Below are 16,314 nucleotides of genomic sequence, written 5' to 3'. Positions count from 1 at the left end.
TATATCATGAAGAAACTGTTAACTGTATTTTATTTTTGCTACTTCGCTCTTACAACTGTATCTGCCCAGCAAAAGCCCTTAAAATTGTGGTATGATAAACCAGCGGAAATTTGGGAAGCCACATTACCGCTGGGTAATGGCAGGTTGGGAATGACACCCGATGGCGGTATTTTAAAGGAGCGCATAGTCCTGAACGATATTACTTTATGGTCTGGAAGTTCGCAGGATGCCAATAATTATGAGGCCTATAAAAGTCTTCCGGCTATCCGTCAACTTATTTTACAGGGTAAAAATGATGAGGCACAAGCATTGGTAAATAGCAATTTTGTTTGTAAAGGCGAAGGCTCAGCAGGAGAACGGTGGGGTAAATTTCAAACAATGGGTGCATTGCAGATCGATTTCACTTATAAGGGGGATCAGGGAAAGGAACAAAAAGTTGAGAACTACCGTCGCGAGCTCCTATTGGACCAAGCCATAGCGAACTGTACATTTACACGTAATGGTGTAAATTATAAACGGGAGTATTTTACAAGTTTTGACGATGATGTCGATGTCATACGGTTGACAGCAGACAAGCCCGGGCAGCTCCATTGTCGTATTGCGATGAATAGACCTGAACGTTATCAGGTTAATACGGTGGGCAACGAATTGCAGATGTCCGGCCAGCTCAATAACGGTACCGATGGTAAGGGGATGAAGTATCTGGCTCGGGTACAGGCGAAACTGAAGGATGGGACTATCCGTCCGGAAAATAATAATCTGGTTATTGAAGATGCTACTGAGGTGTTGATTTACGTTTCTGCTGGAACTGATTTCAAAGGCTTTGCCTTTGAAGAAAAGACAAGACAGTTTTTGTCCGCAGCGATGAAAAAAAGTTATGATCTGCAAAAACGTAGTCATATAGCTGCATTCAGCAAGCTCTTTAAACGTGCTTATATTGATCTTGGAGAAGGGACAGCTGCAGATTTACCAACAGACCGTCGGATAGCCAATTTCTACAATAATTTCAATAATGATCCATCACTTGCTACTTTGTTTTTTCAGTATGGGAGATACCTGAGCATCAGTAGCACCCGGGTAGGACTGTTGCCACCAAATCTACAGGGGCTTTGGGCGCAGGAGATCAACACACCGTGGAATGGGGATTATCACTTGGATGTGAATGTACAGATGAATCATTGGCCGCTGGAGGTGGTCAATCTATCTGAACTGAATCTGCCACTTGCGGAATTGGTGAAAAGTCTCGTTGAACCGGGAAAGAAAACCGCCAAGGCTTACTATAATGCTGATGGCTGGATTGCGCATGTCATTACCAATGTCTGGGGATTTACTGAGCCCGGCGAAAGTGCATCATGGGGAGCATCAAATGCGGGCTCAGGATGGCTATGTAGCAATTTATGGGATCATTATGCTTTTACAAATGATTTAAACTATCTAAAAGATATCTATCCTGTGCTGAAAGGTTCGGCAGAATTTTATAAAAGCGTGTTAGTGAAAGACCCTAAAACAGGCTGGATGGTTACTTCGCCCTCAGTTTCGCCAGAGAATACTTTCTATATGGCTAACGGAAAGACCGCGAGTATCTGTATGGGACCTACCATTGATAATCAGATTGTGCGGGAGCTGTTTACTAATGTGATCACAGCCGCCAAAAAACTGAAAATTGATCATGCGTTTAGACAGGAGTTGGAGAATTTGTTGCAGACCATACCTCCAGCTGGAGTGATCAGCAAAGATGGACGTATACAGGAGTGGTTGGAGGATTATAAAGAAATTGAACCGACCCATCGCCATGTTTCCCATTTATATGGGGTTTATCCAGCACCATTAATCACGCCTTTATCTACTCCCGAACTTGCGGAAGCTGCAAAAAAAACACTTGAGGTAAGAGGAGATAATAGTACGAGCTGGTCTATTGCTTATAAAACCTTGTTTTGGGCAAGACTTCATAATGGAAACAGAGCATTCAAATTGATCCGGGAAATGCTAAAACCGGTTGCTGATCCCAATAATATGGGCGGTGGTGGAGGTGTTTATCCGAATCTATTTTCCGCACATCCTCCATTTCAGATCGATGGCAATTTCGGCGCTACGGCTGGTATTGCGGAAATGCTTTTGCAGAGTCATGATGGCTGTATAGATCTGTTGCCTGCTTTACCTGATGCATGGAAAAATGGCGAGGTGAAAGGCCTCAAAGCGAGGGGCAATTACACGGTCGACATGAAATGGAAAGACGGTAAATTGATCAAGCATACCATACGCTCTGCTAAGCCGGAGAAAATAAAAATCAGACTAAATGGTGGTTACCAATGGTACACCACACTTAAAAATATTTAAGTAGCTGTTCAAAAGAATGCCTCTCATGTGCATTTTGAAAAAATACTATTATCCCCTCACCTTTCTCGGCAAGGGGATAATAGTTCAGCATTAAACGATTAATATTATTAATAGCAGACCGAGAAGCGCAGCGTGTTTACTGATTTTATCCTTTATCTTTTTTGTTAAAATTAAAACGTCTTGCAATACTGAATCCCCATCTAAATTGCCCTTTCCCCCATGAACTGTTGGTCTCGCTGATAAACTGTGATTCTTGTATCGCTGTGGCATTTGTAAAATTGAGATGAAATATATGTCCACCTGTGTCCATTTCCAAACCAACTCCTAAAGCATTGTAGTAAGGTTGGCCAGTTAGTTCTTCGCGGTATTTCTTTTTCGAGGATTGACGGAAGGGAAGGAAATAGTCGGCAACGAATGCTATCCTTTTACTGACTTTCGCCCTACCACCAATACCGATTGCAAACATGTTATTCTGGTCATTATAGGCTGTATAATTACGGTGAAGGTAGGAAGGGACAACAGTAAGAGAAAAACTCGAACTGAATTTTCTGGCAATAATCAATTGCGTCACATAGCTCAGACGGTCGCTGAACTGTTCGAAACTTGCCGCGGAATGTTTTTCTTCCGAAGCCTCCATAGCGGATACGACTGTGCTTCCAAAAAAGGCGATCGAAAAAGGTACACTATTGTCTGTTGTTTGTTCAACAAAGCGGTATTTGATATTACCCTCATAGAGCTGTCTGACTTCCGTGGCACCTTTCGCTCTAGCAATTCCAATGTTGATATTATCCGTTAAACCATAATCAAAACCAATCCTGATATCTGTTGAATTGTCAAGACCGAAGAAATTTTTTGCTCCGCCGGCACTTCCTCCAATATCTCCAAACCGGTGATCTACTCTGAAGTCCATTTCATTTCGATGAATGGTTTCAGTAGTTTTTAGATTGATCAAGTTGCCTGATTTAAATGTTGCAGTAACTTTTTCGTTCTTTGGCCCTTCAAGTTTGATCATTTTATCGAGATCTTCCTGTGCAGCTACTTTCAGCGAAATAATAGATAGCATTATGCATAGTATACTTTTCATAATTGAATGGAATAATTATTATTTATAAGCAGCTTCTATTTTTACTTTCACGACCTCCGCAATTTTCTTTCCGACGATTGAGGGAATACTGATTTTATGGTCTGCCAGTCTGACATCAAAAGCTGCGATAGCATTTATTGCTCCATTCTTCACATTGAAAGTCGCAGCGGTAGAATAGGATTTACCTACACCGTGGATTTGTAAAGTACCTGAAACATTCAATTTGTAGGTGCCATCTTTGGCTAATTTTTCACATTCTCCGATCTTACCTTTAAATTCAGAAAACGGATATTTATCGCTCTCCATATAGTTTTCATTAAAATGCTCCTGCATCAGTTTTTTATCAAATTGGAATGAAGTAATTTTTACCCGAAAGATAACTTCTCCTGTTTTGATATTTAGGGCAGATCCTGCTAAACTGCTTTTTGCTTCTATATCTTCCAAAGGGGCGCTGCTGAAAAAAGAAATGGTTGCAGCTTTGGAGACTAAAGAATTTGTCTGCTGAGCGAATGTCGCTTTACTCCCGAGCAAAAACAGGAGTATACTGTATATACGTATCTTATTCATATGAGTTTTGCATTAGTTTTCTGGAGTATTGCGTTTGATCCAGGCATCCAGCAATTCTATTTCTTTCGCTGTCAAGGTACCCCCGATGGGCATCGTTTTGGTCACCAATACGACGTTATTAATCCTTGTAATATGATCTTTGACAGAGTTATATCCGTTAAATTCCCAGCGTGCACTGGCAGGTCGTCCAGCAGTATGGCATGACCTGCATTTGGTTTCAAAAAGTGCTTTTGCAAAATTTGTATAGGTCACATTTTTCACGGTGACTTCTTCTGGCCCCGGAGGTTCAGAAGATAATTCCTCGGCTTGTTTTTTTGTACATCCTGTAAGTGCAATAGCTATTATAACAATAGTCGCAATAGTCAATTTGAACTTATTGTTCGGGATGAGTGGTCTAGCTATTTTTAGTTTTTTCATCTGTATCTTTTTTTTCTCGAAGTTGATGAGGCTATCAGTGTTATTTTTTACACATTTATATCTGCTGTTGCTGTTCAAGGACTCGTTCGAATACTTCGTACTCCGTTTAGCTGGCGTGTATTCGAATAAATCATTGTAGCTTCATAAAGGATAATTTAGCTAGTAGGTGCAATAGTTGTTTTGTCATTCAAGATTGGCCATACTGCGGGGCGGGGGAAGCTAATTCCTTTGTTGTCACCACGTTGTTGATCCTGACCAAAATAGTACATAGGCCATCCTTTGAAAGTCAATTGTTTTTTACCAAAAACATCGATAACCGAAATATCTGCCGATTTTATGAGGGATGGTAAAGCTCCTTTGTCCATTTGATAAATCGGCCAGACAGCATCATTGCTGAAATCGGGTTTGGTAAATGTATTTTTATTGAATTTGTCGGGGTTAAAGGCATAAAGTGTTCGGCCTTTATCGTCGGTTAAATACAAGGTGCTGCCCGTACCTTCCGTGTAATCTCCCAAATAGTTTTTCCCATCATGCCCGACAAGTTGTGCATTGGCAACCATCAGTAGATAATCGGGCTTTGCTACATACCAGATTTTATTTACGGCATCTCCTTTTACAGGATCAGATTGGCTGTCTCCAGCATAATAATATAATGGCCAGCCTTTGTAGGTACTTTGTTTGCTTCCATCGGTTCTTGTAATTTCGCCCAGAAGACTTTTATCGATCTTCATATCAGAACTAGTCTCATTGTTATGATAAACCGGCCAGGTTGATAGACAATTTCCTGTACATGCTGACATGCCTTTTGTATCATTTGAAAAGAAATAGAGCGTTTTCCCATTAGCATCTGTTAGAATGGTGCCAAATTGAGCATTTGCAGCGGCCTGTATTCCTTTCTTTTTATCCTCAGGAGCTTTGTCATCATCTTTAGAACAAGACGAAAATAGGGATAACATGAGTACGGCCACTAGGGCTGTTTTTACATTTTTTGGGTTAAGTTCCATAATACTAAGTTTTAATTGTTGATACTAGCCATTACGACCATGCTCTGGAAAAGGTTGCCTGCAATGAAAAAAATTTTTTTTTTCATTGCAGGCAACCTTTCTTATTATCTCATCGTACTACATTTTATACTATATTTATCAAAAGAAAAGCAACAATATCGAGTGGCGATAAAAGAAGTTGACGAAAAATCTATCCATATTATTAAGGGATGCATAAATGAGGACCGCAGATCTCAAAAAGATCTTTATACCACATATTATGCGTTGGCGCTGGGTATATGTTTACGATATGCCGATAATAAAGAAGATGCAATAGGTATTTTAAACGAGGGATTTTTTAAAGTATTTAAAAATATAATCAAATATGATTATCAGAAGCCTTTATCTACCTGGATAAAAAAAATCATGACAAACACGGCAATAGATTTCTATCGCGCGAAAATTAGACAGGGTTACCTAGTCGATATTGCTGTGGTTGAACATGCTATTGCCGATAATGATACGATAACTCAAAAATTGAATTACGAGGATTTGCTACTGATGATACATCGGCTTCCACCGGCCTATCGTACAGTGTTTAATCTTTACGCGATTGATGGGTATGGACATGAAGAGATCAGTGATATGCTGGGGATTGCAGTTGGAACTTCAAAATCCAATTTGCATAAAGCCCGCGGACGACTTGCTGAAATGGTTAAAAGCCAAGAGGAGACAAAAGGTAAAACTGGGGAGAATACATGATGGAAAAGGACAAGAACAAGATTGATGAGATCTTTAGAGAAGGTCTCGATGAAGCCAATTTTGACTTTAATGAATCGCATTGGGAGGAGATGGAGTCTCGATTGAACAATGATCGAAATAAAAGAAAGTCAACATTGTATTTTCTTACAGCACTATCTATGGCAGCAGCCGCAGTTCTCGCTCTTTTTTTTATTTGGAATAAGGATGTACCGGTAGAAAGCAAAAAAATGAATAATTCTGGTCAATCCGCTGCTATAAATAGATCTGAGAAGCAGGTGGGGGATACGATTATTCAACATGATTTTTCCCGGATAACGCCTCAAGGAAAAACAGAAAATATAAAATCAAGATTGAAAGAAGATGTTGATTTTAGTCTTGGGGAAAAAACTGGTGGAGAGCTGACACAAATTAATACGATAGCAGCGCTCTCAGAAGCAAATCATGGTATCCTGCGGCGGATTGATACAAAAACCGATTTTACAGTTCCGAAAATGAAATTTAAAGTTGGTCAACTACCCCGTTTTAACTTATCAGTAGATCCGGTTGAAACAACAGGAGATCGGTTAGCCGCGTTGTATAATCAAAAGCAAATCGAGGAGCCCAGTGTGCCAAAAAGAGAGTCGTCGGTGTTAACACTTTTGGCGGGACCTGATCTAACGAGTGTAAAAGGTGCCGGTAAATCTTCCGTAAGTCAGAACGTTGGTTTGGCTTATTCCTATCCACTAATTAAAGGGTTGAGTATTTCTGTTGGCGCTATCTATGCCAAGAAGAATTATAAGTCAGCATACAGCTTTTACTCTCCCTCGAATCCCCCACAACTGACACAGTTGCCTAGCCAGGTTACTGCCGTATGTGATGTGATCGATGTCCCTTTGACAGCAAATTATACGGTATTGAAAAGTAAAAAGGTAAAGTTTAATGTCAGTGCTGGTCTGTCCAGTTATTTTATGCTGAAGGAAAAATATACATTTGACTATGAAGGTGAAGCCAGTTACGGAGGCAAAAAGGGTGCAGTCTATGGGGCCAAAAGCAGTTACGACGATAAAAAAAGTGTAAGCTATGAGGTCAATGGCGAAAACCAGCATATTTTTGGTGTAGCAGACTTTTCGATATCGGTTGAAAAGAAAATCAGCAACAAGATCAATATAGGCATAAAACCTTTTGTTAAGATACCTCTAACAGGAATAGGATATGGGAATGTGGACTTACAATCAAAAGGTGTCGCGTTTACATTGGGATTGAGTTTATAACATGATACTATCAGTATATACTGATCAAGCATCAAGCTGTTCATGTTTACAGCTGAATAATTCTGTCGGACGAAAGAAAAAGACAGGGACAATTGATTGTTTCAATCGTCTATACTGTTATACGGATAGATCATCATGCTTGAATCGGGTACAACTGTATGCAATAAAGTATGCTGTAGAAGGATAGTGGATCTTAATGAATGACAGTTGATTAATGCAGAATATTTCGTATTTTCAAGAGAACATATTATCAAATAGACTATGCATACCGGAAGAAGATACAGTCCCCAGGAATTTTTCAAATGGACTTTCCGCGATACCTTGTGGATACTTTTAATAGCTACAGTCCCTACCGCTTTATATTATTTTGGCTGGCATTTTCTTGCATTACCCTGGCAACCCCTTGCCCTGTTAGGGACCGGCTTGGCTTTCATTGTCGGATTTAAAAATAATGCGAGTTATGGGCGTATTTGGGAAGCGAGGCAGATCTATGGCAGCGTGATCAACGACAGTCGTAATTTCGCATTTTTGGTACGTGATACAGCCGGTGGAAAGCAGAGCCCGATTGTAAAACAAGTGTTCTACCGGCACTTTGCCTGGCTTACCGCATTGCGATACCAACTTAGGGAACCACGTAATTGGGAAAATACCAGTCGTAAGAGCAATCAAGAATTTCTGCGTACACATTATCGTATTCCTGAATGGGATGGCAAGTTGGAGGAAGTGTTGGGAAGCTACCTGGAAGAAAAGGAACTCACTTATATTCTGTCCAAAAAGAATAGGGCAACCCAATTGTTGGCATTACAGTCGGAACAAGTTGCTGCCCTGAAAAAAGAGGGGCATATCAATGATATTCAATGGTTGGAGCTGCAACAGGGGATCATCAGGCTGATCGATGACCAGGGAAAAGCCGAGCGTATCAAAAACTTCCCTTATCCGCGTAATTTCGCTTCGGTTACGACTTATCTGATGTTTGTGTTTATTTTATTATTGCCTTTTGGTTTGCTCCGGGAGTATGATAAATTGGGCGAGGGGACATTTTTGGAGGGATATAGCATTTGGCTTAATGTTTTGTTTTCGACAATCGTAGCATGGGCATTTCATGTTTTGGATACCATAGGGGAGAGCTCCGTCAATCCATTTGAAGGTAGTGCCAATGATATACCGATTACACAAATTAGCCGAATGATCGAAATTGATATGCGTGATATGTTGGATGAGACTTCGCTGCCGCAACCTATTGTTGCTGAAAATAATATTTTAATGTAAACCGTTTATTCTGTCTGTCGTAGCTTCTTTGTTCTTTTTAGCTCAAAATCAGCATGTGTGTAAAGGATTGAAAACAGAATGAAAAAAAATATCTACTATTTTGGTAGATATTTTGTTTTTATGCTTTTAGATCTTTATATTTGTACTATCATAATTTAGGTTTATAATTGGTTATTTAAAGGTTTTCATTCTCCCCGTTTGAAAACCTTTTTTTGTATCACCATAGGTGAAAAACTCAATATGTATAAGGTATTCTATTAATGGAGTGGTTTCGCTGTGGATGCTTTTCTTTTATAGTGCGATAGAAGCTGGTTAATGTCGTTATGGTCAATGACCAATTTGTTGATCAACGGATTGTTATTTCTGTTTTTTTTGAATAATATAGATCGGAAGATAAACGATTAAATAGAACATACATTTGAGCAGCAGAAGTGACACAATCGATCAGATGCTATTGGCGAGGGAGTAGCTGTGAGAGAAGCACAAGGTTGCTAAAAATGCGGAAGAACCTATTGTGGTAGCGAGTTTCGAAAAAAAGAAATTGAGAACCTATACTGATGAATAACTGATGCCCGTCAAGAATGCTTTTCTGGAGCTTAAGATCAGTTGGGATAGGCTGGATGAACTGTGGTGGAATAAAAAGCTGACTAGTATATTTAAAAGGAATAATGTGCGGTTGATCCGGGCCGAAGTGAAAGCTGCCAAGAAATGGTATGGCCTGATCGAGGGTAAATCAGCACAGACCGAGGTCTCTTGCTGCTGAACGGAGCTTTCTTGCGCAAAGGAAGATGTCTTGTTTTCCTTCCAGGAAATTCTATGATTCACCGATGAAATCACATTCCCTGCGCAAGAGAATGCTTCGGTACTCATGTGATCCCCTTCAGTCTCGAAGAGATTTCCTGATCGCTCGATAGAATTGCTTGCTCTTCTCCTTTGATTTCTTTTGTGCCTCACATAAACACTTGGTCAGTCAATTAATTCACCTGTTTGTATGAAGTGTTCTTATCGGGTGTCGAAGAGGAGCAATGTATGGCTCACACACTTTCTTCGGTGGTTCTTGTGTACATTTGACCCACCCAAGAAGCTTCGTATTACGCCTAAGATGATTATTCCCCTGACGATAAGAATCAGTCGAGGATCCAAGAATTCACTTCACCGCCACATTGTACCTTTGGCCTATCCAGGAGAACATTTCCATCGTTGAACCGATTTCTTCGCTGTGGCATCAATTCTTTTGCTTGTCCGAATAATTCTCTTGCTGCTTGCAAGTGTTTTCCGCCCTGGCGGATCGGTTATCGGACAGCTAACAAATGAACTCGTGCCGACGTCGTTTGCACAGGTTTGACCTGTACACAAGCGTATTAGCAACAAGATCTGAGTAATGCTAGCGCATGAACCATTTATACTTGCCCTTTCGCTAGAGATGCCAACGAGTGTGCTGTTTGTTTTGTCCAGTTCAGTTTGTAAGCTGAAAAACTGAACTGATCCGTAATGAAACATTGTTTTCGCTATGGATCTGTATGATTCACCTTGTCTCAACAAGAATCGATACGCTGGTAATATAACAGACCGGAAGAGGATTGTCGAATCTTCTATTTTTTTCCTGTTAGTTCATTCGCATCTTATGGATCTTGTTTGATACATAGGCGTTATACTGTATGAAGCTTGGATATTGATCTGTTTTAGCCATTTCTGGGATAATAATGGCTAATTCAGTACCCAAATCTAAAAACTGTGTCTCCAGGAGCTTAAACCTATTTTCATCAGCGCCCTCTTTAGCCTTGGTCATTTCAGCGAATAGGTTTTCCAGCTTATCCAAATATTTTTCTGCTTTCTCATTGTTTAACTCGGGACGATTTGCATTTCCGACCTGTTCTGTCGCTTGTCTATTTTGCGCACTGTACTCTTTTTTGCCAGACTGATTATTGTTGAAGAATGTATTTAAACCAAAAGCTAGTAGTGTAAACAGGGGTAGAACAATTAGCATGATAACTGGTCTGCCACCGTATTTTTTAAATTTGATGTAAGCATAATATAAAAGTATAGCTCCCAATATAAGTAAACCGACCGCTAAACCTATATTTCCTAAAAGTTCATAAACAGGAAGTAATATTCTTGGGATTCTATACGACGATTGCTCACTAAAATAACTGACTCCAAGAGCCAAAAAAAATGCGCCAATAAATCCCATCGCGAAGGATTTAACTTTTTCTGCAATTGCCTGAATGTTGTTTGCTGTTGTCATTTTGTCTAAGGTCTAACGGGCTGAACAAATAGCATCAGCCTTTATAAACCTAAAATTAATGACTACTATATAATTAAATCTTATCTATTTACAATCCGTGATATCCCTTTTACAATTCGACAAATTGGAGGCCTGAATGCTGGTTGCTTCTTATTAGGTCTTCATAACTAATTAATAATAAGTGTGTCACGAGGATTAGGGCTGCCTTTCTTTCTGCCCGCCGTAGTATTCCTTGTCGCTTACAGGCTCTAGCCAGACTGTTTCTCCTTTTTCCCGCCCAGTTATCGCAATCTGTACAAAGGCTGTATCCGCGCTCGCTCCATGCCAATGAGGGACATTGATCGGACACTTCACAACTTCTCCTTTCCTTACGATGACCTTTTCTTTGCCCTTTTCCTGATAATATCCAACCCCATCTAAAGCCAATATAATTTGTCCTGCTGGGTGAGAATGCCATTTTGTTCGTGCACCCGGTTCAAAGGTTACACTCCCAACAGCATTTTGGTTGGTACTATCCGCATCGACCAGGCTGTTAAGCCAGGCTGTTCCCGTGAAATTATCATTTTCGATTTTTTTTCCTTTGGCAAAAATCAGATTTTCAGTTCTGTTCATATCAGTATTGATGGATTGTACCTTGTTTCCACATGCCGAAAGCAGGGTGGTGAATATCAGTGGAGTAATTATTTTTAATTGTTTCATTTGTAATAGCTGTTTCATTGTTTTACTTTGTTGTCTTCAGCACCTCGTCCAGTACATTGCCAGCAACAATTGCTTCACCTTCCCCGATCTTTGACTTTATGATCGTAACGAATTGTTGCAATTGTTCAGCAGTCAGGCCGACATTCAGACATATTTTCAAATGGGATTGAAGCATGGGCTCGACGCCACCGATACTGGCGAGTACCGATATTGTGACCAGCTCCCGTTCTGTATAACTCAAAATATCCCGTTCAAAAATATCAGCAAATAGATGTTCTTTCAGAAAAACTTCTATAATAGGGGAAAAAGCGGCATAACCAGTTTTCGTTCCCATTTCAGGGATACCCGTTAGTTGCTGCAGTATTGTCCGCCCACGTGCATATTTACTTTCACTATTATCAATAGACGAAGCTTCGGCTCCGGGTGGATCTGTTATACCTTTTGCTTTTCGTTCGTCCAGTACAACCATGAATGTTTGTAGGCCGCGGATACTTCTTGGAAACCCAGCATAGGCATAGATATGCACAATGACCTCCTTGATCTGGTTAACCGTCAAACCGGCGTCAAGTCCTGTTTCCAGTTCTGTTTTGAGCATAGCGAGATCTCCTTTTGCAGTGGATGCGGCGATGGCCACAATATGCTGTTCTTTTAAAGATAAGCTTTTCTTTGGGTTTGCCTGCGCTTTCAACATATAGGAAAGGGATACAAATAAGATAAGTAGTATGTTGTTTAATTTATTGCTAGTCATTGTTATTCTTGATTATACAATCTGCGTTCTGGAATATTGATCTTTTTTCAATTACCTGCTATCAGGGACAAGTAGCTTTGTGAATGACAAAGAGCCCAATTTCCAGACACCGTTCTGTTTCATGTAAACCTCAGTCACCATAAAAGGATTGTTTACCTCATTCCCACCAACAACAGCCAATAGGTCAATTCTGTTTAATAAAATTGCTGTATTGTCGATAATATTTACAGATACTTCGTGGATATCCGCTTTTTTGTACCAGATACCGCCGCTCTTGATGATATCGAGTTCCTGTTGTTTCCCCCAGGAGCCACCCATATGGACGAACATGGATTTTTCATGAAAGAGCTTATCCAATTCGGAGGTCTTTTTATCAGCCATCCATTGCCATTTTTCTTTGGATATCGCCATGATCTCCTGATCGGGAGAAGATTGCTGTGCAAAGGACAACTGTAGCCCCATGACGATGAATAGCATATTGAATATTAATTTTTTCATGTTGTTTGATTCGTTTTAAATCCCTTATTTCAGATTTTCACCAAAGAAGTTGGTCAATTTTCCTACAGCTTCTTCAACATATTCCGGTTTCCAGTAGGTTTCAATATGTGTGGCCCCCTCGATTACAAAAAGCTCCTTGTTTTTTGCATTGATTGCTTTTGGAAAAGCTTCGTCGGTCATATATTTTGTGTCAGCTTTACTTCCTGCGATCATGAGCAGCGGTTGATCGATAAGTTCGATCTGGTCAGTAGCATCCCATGTCATCAGATCCATCAGACTGCTTGTGGTGTAGAGAAAGGTTGAATTGGGATGAGCGTGGGTCCGGTAGTAATAGACAAATCCTTCACGATAGAGATCGGTTGGCGTTTTGGCAATTTCTTCATCCGTTACGCTGGCGAGCCCCGAAAGCTTGATTTTTCCACCGGCTGCTTCTTGGGCGCGGGCATCCGAAGCTTGTTTTAAGCGCTCTTGAATGGTATTTATCTGGGAATTCTGAAAACCATTACGTCTTACCTCTCCCGAATTGAACATACTCAGGGTAGCTATGGCTTTTAGACGCTTGTCCGATTGTGCTGCTTTGAGTGTATAACCACCACCACCGCAAATTCCCAGCGCACCTACTTTGTTTGCATCTACGCCAGAATATGAACTTATAAAGTCTGCCATTCCACGGACATCTTCTGTGCGGAATTGGGGTCTGTCTGTATGACGGGGAGTACCACCGCTTGCACCCTGATAAGCTGCATCGGCAGCAATGGTAATGTAACCTGCTTCTGCCAGACGCTGTGCATATAGGCCCGCGGTTTGCTCCTTGATACCACCGTTAGGATGGGCGACAACAACCGCTGGATATTTCTTTGAACTATCGTAATCCACAGGAGTATATACGTTGGCTGCGATATCGATTCCATTCAATTTGTAGCTGACGGGATGGATATTTACTTTACCCTTTCTATTTTCCTTGATGGCATCCCCGTAGACGAGACCAAAGGGGTTTTTGGACTTGTTCTGTGCTTCTGTGATAATGCCTGTTGCCATAAACATGGCGACTATAATATATTTTATCTGTTCCATTTAATATGATTTTAAAGTTATTTCCCGTTATTTAATTTTTACAAACCAATTTATCGCTATTAATTTCATTGCTGTTTTCGGTGTTTATGCAAAGTTCAGTATGTTGGCTTGCTTTTTGGGTATACGGATTACAGGTATTACTACCAATATTACTTATCCAAACTTTTAGTTTTTAATTGTTTATCCTATTACGGTGTACTGCCAATAAAAATCTCAGGTTTGCAGCAGCGGGATATGGTATATGGATTACTTATATTGATACCATTATTACTGAATGATAGCCTGTTTAATAAAATATTGGATTTCAGTTTTGTAATTTTGAATAAATAAGAAATTGCCATGGAAGAGATTATCAATTTTAAAACAATCAAAGAATACAATAACTTCAATAATAATGAAACGTTGCATCCCTTGATTAGTATTGTCGATTTGAGCAAAGCGGATCCAAGAAAGTTGTCGAAGCTTAGGTATGAATTTTATACCATATTCTTTAAAGAAGTGAAATGTGGAGACTTGAGATATGGGCTGAAAAATTACGATTACGAGGAAGGTACATTGATATTTCTCGCGCCGGGACAAGTGATCGGGGAGAATGGAAATGAATATTATCAACCCCAGGGTACAGCTTTAGTTTTCCATCCGGAGCTTTTATATGGAACTTCGCTCGCCAAGGAAATTAGCAATTATTCTTATTTTGCCTATTCCGCCAGTGAAGCGCTACATTTATCAGAGCAGGAAAGGAAGACCATCATTGACTGTCTGGAGAAAATTAAGCTTGAATTAAAACATAACATCGACAAGCATACCAAGAAGCTAATCGTTTCCAATATTGAGCTCTTCCTCGATTATTGTCAGCGTTTTTATGATAGACAGTTTATCACCCGCGACAATGTAAATAAAGGGATATTGGAAAAATTTGAGACGCTTTTGGATGACTATTTTAATTCTGAAAAACCTCAGGAGAATGGCTTTCCGACAGTATCTTATTGTGCTGAACAGTTGTGTCTTTCTCCGAACTATTTTGGCGATCTTATCAAGAAGGAAACTGGCAAATCACCGCAGGAATTTATTCAATTCAAATTGATCGAACTTGCAAAACAGAAAATATTTGATACTGAAAAAAGTATTAGCGAGGTAGCGTTTGAACTCGGATTCAAATACCCACAACATTTTAACAGGTTTTTCAAAAAGACAATCGGAAAAACTCCGGGTGAATACAGAACCGCAAATTTAAATTAAGGTCGATCCATTTTGCTGGTGATATCCATTTAAAGATTTTTGAAGACATATTTTAACGAAACCGGTTAATATGACGTAATTTTTCAATAGAAGGTGTAGCTCAGATCGAGGATGCGATCTTCAAAATAATGAGCCATTTTAGCTGTTTCAGATTTTCGTTGAATGGTCGTTAGAAAGCCTTTTTTATTATACGTCATAATCAACTCGCTTACTTTTTGTCCATTCCAGCTATTTTGCATCAATACCAGATTTTTGTTTTTGTCATAGGTGTATTTTTCATTTCTAGGCTCAATACTGGCATTTGTTTCATTTATTGCCAGTAGAAGTCCATCTTTAAAATCATATTGTTCAGAGGGTATGGTCTTGGCTGCACAACCAGAATGGAGAAATTGAACAATAGGTTGATTATTTAGATAATAATACGTCATCTTTTGGTGACAGGTATCTGGACTACCCCCATTTTTTACAAAATCGAAGAATTCTGTACGTTCCTCTGCCTCAAATTTATTCTCTGTAAAATAACGATATCGCCAGGAAGAAAACTTATTTTCATTGATCATGTTGTTTAATAGATTTTCATCCGGCCAAGATCCTTTGAGAATGATTTGATCTAAACCGGGAACAGGTTCTCCCATCCAATCATTATTTTGTGTTCTATTGGGCATTTGAGCGTTCAAGGAAAAGATACTGATATTGTCAATTCGATTTTTTTCGTCATACCTATACAGCTTTATTTTTACGATGCCATTATGATAATCAATTCTCGCTTCTCTAGCGACAAGACCATTGGTATTATAGTTATATGCTGTATAAAAAACAGTATCTATTTTTTCTTTATTGAATCGGGTCATACTTATGCTCGCCAAAAGGCCATTGGAATCAAATGCATAGTGATTGGCAATTCCATTTTCCTGACTTTTGAGGGTTACCTTTTTTACCCTATTTTCCTTCATAAAAGTTGGATTGAACGGGAATATTGTCTTTGTGAAATAACCTTCGATCTCAACCGGTGCAACCTGATAGAAAGATGTCACTTGAGCGTTTCCGGTCATTGGAGCAAGGTATACTAAGATACCGATGAAACGGGAAAAAAGACTGTAATTCAGGTTTATCATATTTTAAAAATTATACTGGATCGTAAC

The 16,314-nt window shown here is 39.7% G+C and carries 16 protein-coding genes; 6 read left to right on the top strand and 10 right to left on the bottom strand.

The window, feature by feature from the left end:
• The first annotated feature begins 6 nt into the window (after positions 1–6).
• Positions 7–2,337 carry a glycoside hydrolase family 95 protein gene (locus M2408_RS15455; RefSeq protein ID WP_259183211.1) on the top strand — a complete coding sequence of 777 codons (2,331 nt, stop codon included), beginning with the start codon at positions 7–9 and terminating at the stop codon, positions 2,335–2,337.
• Between the two features lie 145 nt (positions 2,338–2,482).
• Here M2408_RS15455 and M2408_RS15450 read toward each other — a convergent pair whose 3' ends face one another.
• The 4 genes from M2408_RS15450 to M2408_RS15435 all read right to left on the bottom strand — a co-directional run bounded on the left by M2408_RS15450 (position 2,483) and on the right by M2408_RS15435 (position 5,409).
• The gene (locus M2408_RS15450) at positions 2,483–3,421 is read right to left on the bottom strand and encodes a DUF5777 family beta-barrel protein (RefSeq protein WP_259183210.1); all 939 of its coding nucleotides are present in this window, start codon (positions 3,419–3,421) and stop codon (positions 2,483–2,485) included.
• Positions 3,422–3,439: 18 nt separating this feature from the next.
• Positions 3,440–3,988: a YceI family protein gene (locus M2408_RS15445; protein ID WP_259183209.1), complete on the bottom strand. Its 549-nt coding sequence runs from the start codon at positions 3,986–3,988 to the stop codon at positions 3,440–3,442.
• Between the two features lie 12 nt (positions 3,989–4,000).
• Positions 4,001–4,405, bottom strand: coding sequence for a cytochrome c (locus M2408_RS15440; RefSeq protein ID WP_259183208.1), 405 nt, complete (start codon positions 4,403–4,405; stop codon positions 4,001–4,003).
• Between the two features lie 155 nt (positions 4,406–4,560).
• Positions 4,561–5,409, bottom strand: a complete 849-nt coding sequence (locus tag M2408_RS15435) for a hypothetical protein (protein WP_259183207.1) — start codon at positions 5,407–5,409, stop codon at positions 4,561–4,563.
• A 63-nt stretch (positions 5,410–5,472) separates the two neighbouring features.
• Here M2408_RS15435 and M2408_RS15430 point away from each other — a divergent pair, with 63 nt between their 5' ends.
• The 4 genes from M2408_RS15430 to M2408_RS15415 all read left to right on the top strand — a co-directional run bounded on the left by M2408_RS15430 (position 5,473) and on the right by M2408_RS15415 (position 9,432).
• Positions 5,473–6,150, top strand: a complete 678-nt coding sequence (locus tag M2408_RS15430) for an RNA polymerase sigma factor (protein ID WP_259183206.1) — start codon at positions 5,473–5,475, stop codon at positions 6,148–6,150.
• Complete coding sequence (locus tag M2408_RS15425; RefSeq protein ID WP_259183205.1) at positions 6,147–7,400, top strand: outer membrane beta-barrel protein; 1,254 nt, start codon at positions 6,147–6,149, stop codon at positions 7,398–7,400. The genes M2408_RS15430 and M2408_RS15425 overlap by 4 nt, the downstream gene beginning before the upstream one ends.
• 261 nt (positions 7,401–7,661) lie before the next feature.
• Positions 7,662–8,669: a bestrophin family protein gene (locus M2408_RS15420; protein WP_259183204.1), complete on the top strand. Its 1,008-nt coding sequence runs from the start codon at positions 7,662–7,664 to the stop codon at positions 8,667–8,669.
• Between the two features lie 568 nt (positions 8,670–9,237).
• Positions 9,238–9,432, top strand: a complete 195-nt coding sequence (locus M2408_RS15415; protein WP_259183203.1) for a hypothetical protein — start codon at positions 9,238–9,240, stop codon at positions 9,430–9,432.
• A gap of 843 nt (positions 9,433–10,275) precedes the next feature.
• On the opposite strand, the gene M2408_RS15410 is transcribed toward M2408_RS15415, so the two are convergent.
• From M2408_RS15410 to M2408_RS15390, 5 genes are all read right to left on the bottom strand, one after another.
• Positions 10,276–10,914 carry a hypothetical protein gene (locus M2408_RS15410; RefSeq protein ID WP_259183202.1) on the bottom strand — a complete coding sequence of 213 codons (639 nt, stop codon included), beginning with the start codon at positions 10,912–10,914 and terminating at the stop codon, positions 10,276–10,278.
• Between the two features lie 195 nt (positions 10,915–11,109).
• Positions 11,110–11,631 carry a cupin domain-containing protein gene (locus M2408_RS15405; protein WP_259183201.1) on the bottom strand — a complete coding sequence of 174 codons (522 nt, stop codon included), beginning with the start codon at positions 11,629–11,631 and terminating at the stop codon, positions 11,110–11,112.
• Between the two features lie 4 nt (positions 11,632–11,635).
• Complete coding sequence (locus M2408_RS15400; protein WP_259183200.1) at positions 11,636–12,361, bottom strand: carboxymuconolactone decarboxylase family protein; 726 nt, start codon at positions 12,359–12,361, stop codon at positions 11,636–11,638.
• A gap of 51 nt (positions 12,362–12,412) precedes the next feature.
• A complete protein-coding gene (locus M2408_RS15395) occupies positions 12,413–12,859 on the bottom strand; it encodes a nuclear transport factor 2 family protein (RefSeq protein WP_259183199.1) in 447 nt (148 codons plus the stop codon).
• Positions 12,860–12,883: 24 nt separating this feature from the next.
• Positions 12,884–13,933, bottom strand: coding sequence for an alpha/beta hydrolase (locus tag M2408_RS15390; protein WP_259183198.1), 1,050 nt, complete (start codon positions 13,931–13,933; stop codon positions 12,884–12,886).
• A 339-nt stretch (positions 13,934–14,272) separates the two neighbouring features.
• Here M2408_RS15390 and M2408_RS15385 point away from each other — a divergent pair, with 339 nt between their 5' ends.
• Entirely contained in the window at positions 14,273–15,172 is a 900-nt protein-coding gene (locus tag M2408_RS15385) for an AraC family transcriptional regulator (protein WP_259183197.1), read from the top strand.
• Between the two features lie 83 nt (positions 15,173–15,255).
• On the opposite strand, the gene M2408_RS15380 is transcribed toward M2408_RS15385, so the two are convergent.
• Positions 15,256–16,287 carry a hypothetical protein gene (locus M2408_RS15380; RefSeq protein WP_259183196.1) on the bottom strand — a complete coding sequence of 344 codons (1,032 nt, stop codon included), beginning with the start codon at positions 16,285–16,287 and terminating at the stop codon, positions 15,256–15,258.
• Positions 16,288–16,314: the final 27 nt, after the last annotated feature.

The sequence above is a fragment of the Sphingobacterium sp. BIGb0165 genome (genome assembly GCF_024810095.1).
GTDB classification, from domain to species: domain Bacteria; phylum Bacteroidota; class Bacteroidia; order Sphingobacteriales; family Sphingobacteriaceae; genus Sphingobacterium; species Sphingobacterium detergens.
This window is presented reverse-complemented; position numbering and strand designations above follow the sequence as displayed.

Coding starts and splice junctions, on each gene's coding strand:
- M2408_RS15395 (WP_259183199.1), bottom strand. CDS start 12,859: ATGAAAAAATTAATATTCAATATGCTATTCATCGTCATGGGGCTACAG.
- M2408_RS15450 (WP_259183210.1), bottom strand. CDS start 3,421: ATGAAAAGTATACTATGCATAATGCTATCTATTATTTCGCTGAAAGTA.
- M2408_RS15400 (WP_259183200.1), bottom strand. CDS start 12,361: ATGACTAGCAATAAATTAAACAACATACTACTTATCTTATTTGTATCC.
- M2408_RS15380 (WP_259183196.1), bottom strand. CDS start 16,287: ATGATAAACCTGAATTACAGTCTTTTTTCCCGTTTCATCGGTATCTTA.
- M2408_RS15430 (WP_259183206.1), top strand. CDS start 5,473: ATGAAAAAAATTTTTTTTTTCATTGCAGGCAACCTTTCTTATTATCTC.
- M2408_RS15445 (WP_259183209.1), bottom strand. CDS start 3,988: ATGAATAAGATACGTATATACAGTATACTCCTGTTTTTGCTCGGGAGT.
- M2408_RS15385 (WP_259183197.1), top strand. CDS start 14,273: ATGGAAGAGATTATCAATTTTAAAACAATCAAAGAATACAATAACTTC.
- M2408_RS15435 (WP_259183207.1), bottom strand. CDS start 5,409: ATGGAACTTAACCCAAAAAATGTAAAAACAGCCCTAGTGGCCGTACTC.
- M2408_RS15420 (WP_259183204.1), top strand. CDS start 7,662: ATGCATACCGGAAGAAGATACAGTCCCCAGGAATTTTTCAAATGGACT.
- M2408_RS15455 (WP_259183211.1), top strand. CDS start 7: ATGAAGAAACTGTTAACTGTATTTTATTTTTGCTACTTCGCTCTTACA.
- M2408_RS15415 (WP_259183203.1), top strand. CDS start 9,238: ATGCCCGTCAAGAATGCTTTTCTGGAGCTTAAGATCAGTTGGGATAGG.
- M2408_RS15405 (WP_259183201.1), bottom strand. CDS start 11,631: ATGAAACAGCTATTACAAATGAAACAATTAAAAATAATTACTCCACTG.
- M2408_RS15425 (WP_259183205.1), top strand. CDS start 6,147: ATGATGGAAAAGGACAAGAACAAGATTGATGAGATCTTTAGAGAAGGT.
- M2408_RS15390 (WP_259183198.1), bottom strand. CDS start 13,933: ATGGAACAGATAAAATATATTATAGTCGCCATGTTTATGGCAACAGGC.
- M2408_RS15410 (WP_259183202.1), bottom strand. CDS start 10,914: ATGACAACAGCAAACAACATTCAGGCAATTGCAGAAAAAGTTAAATCC.
- M2408_RS15440 (WP_259183208.1), bottom strand. CDS start 4,405: ATGAAAAAACTAAAAATAGCTAGACCACTCATCCCGAACAATAAGTTC.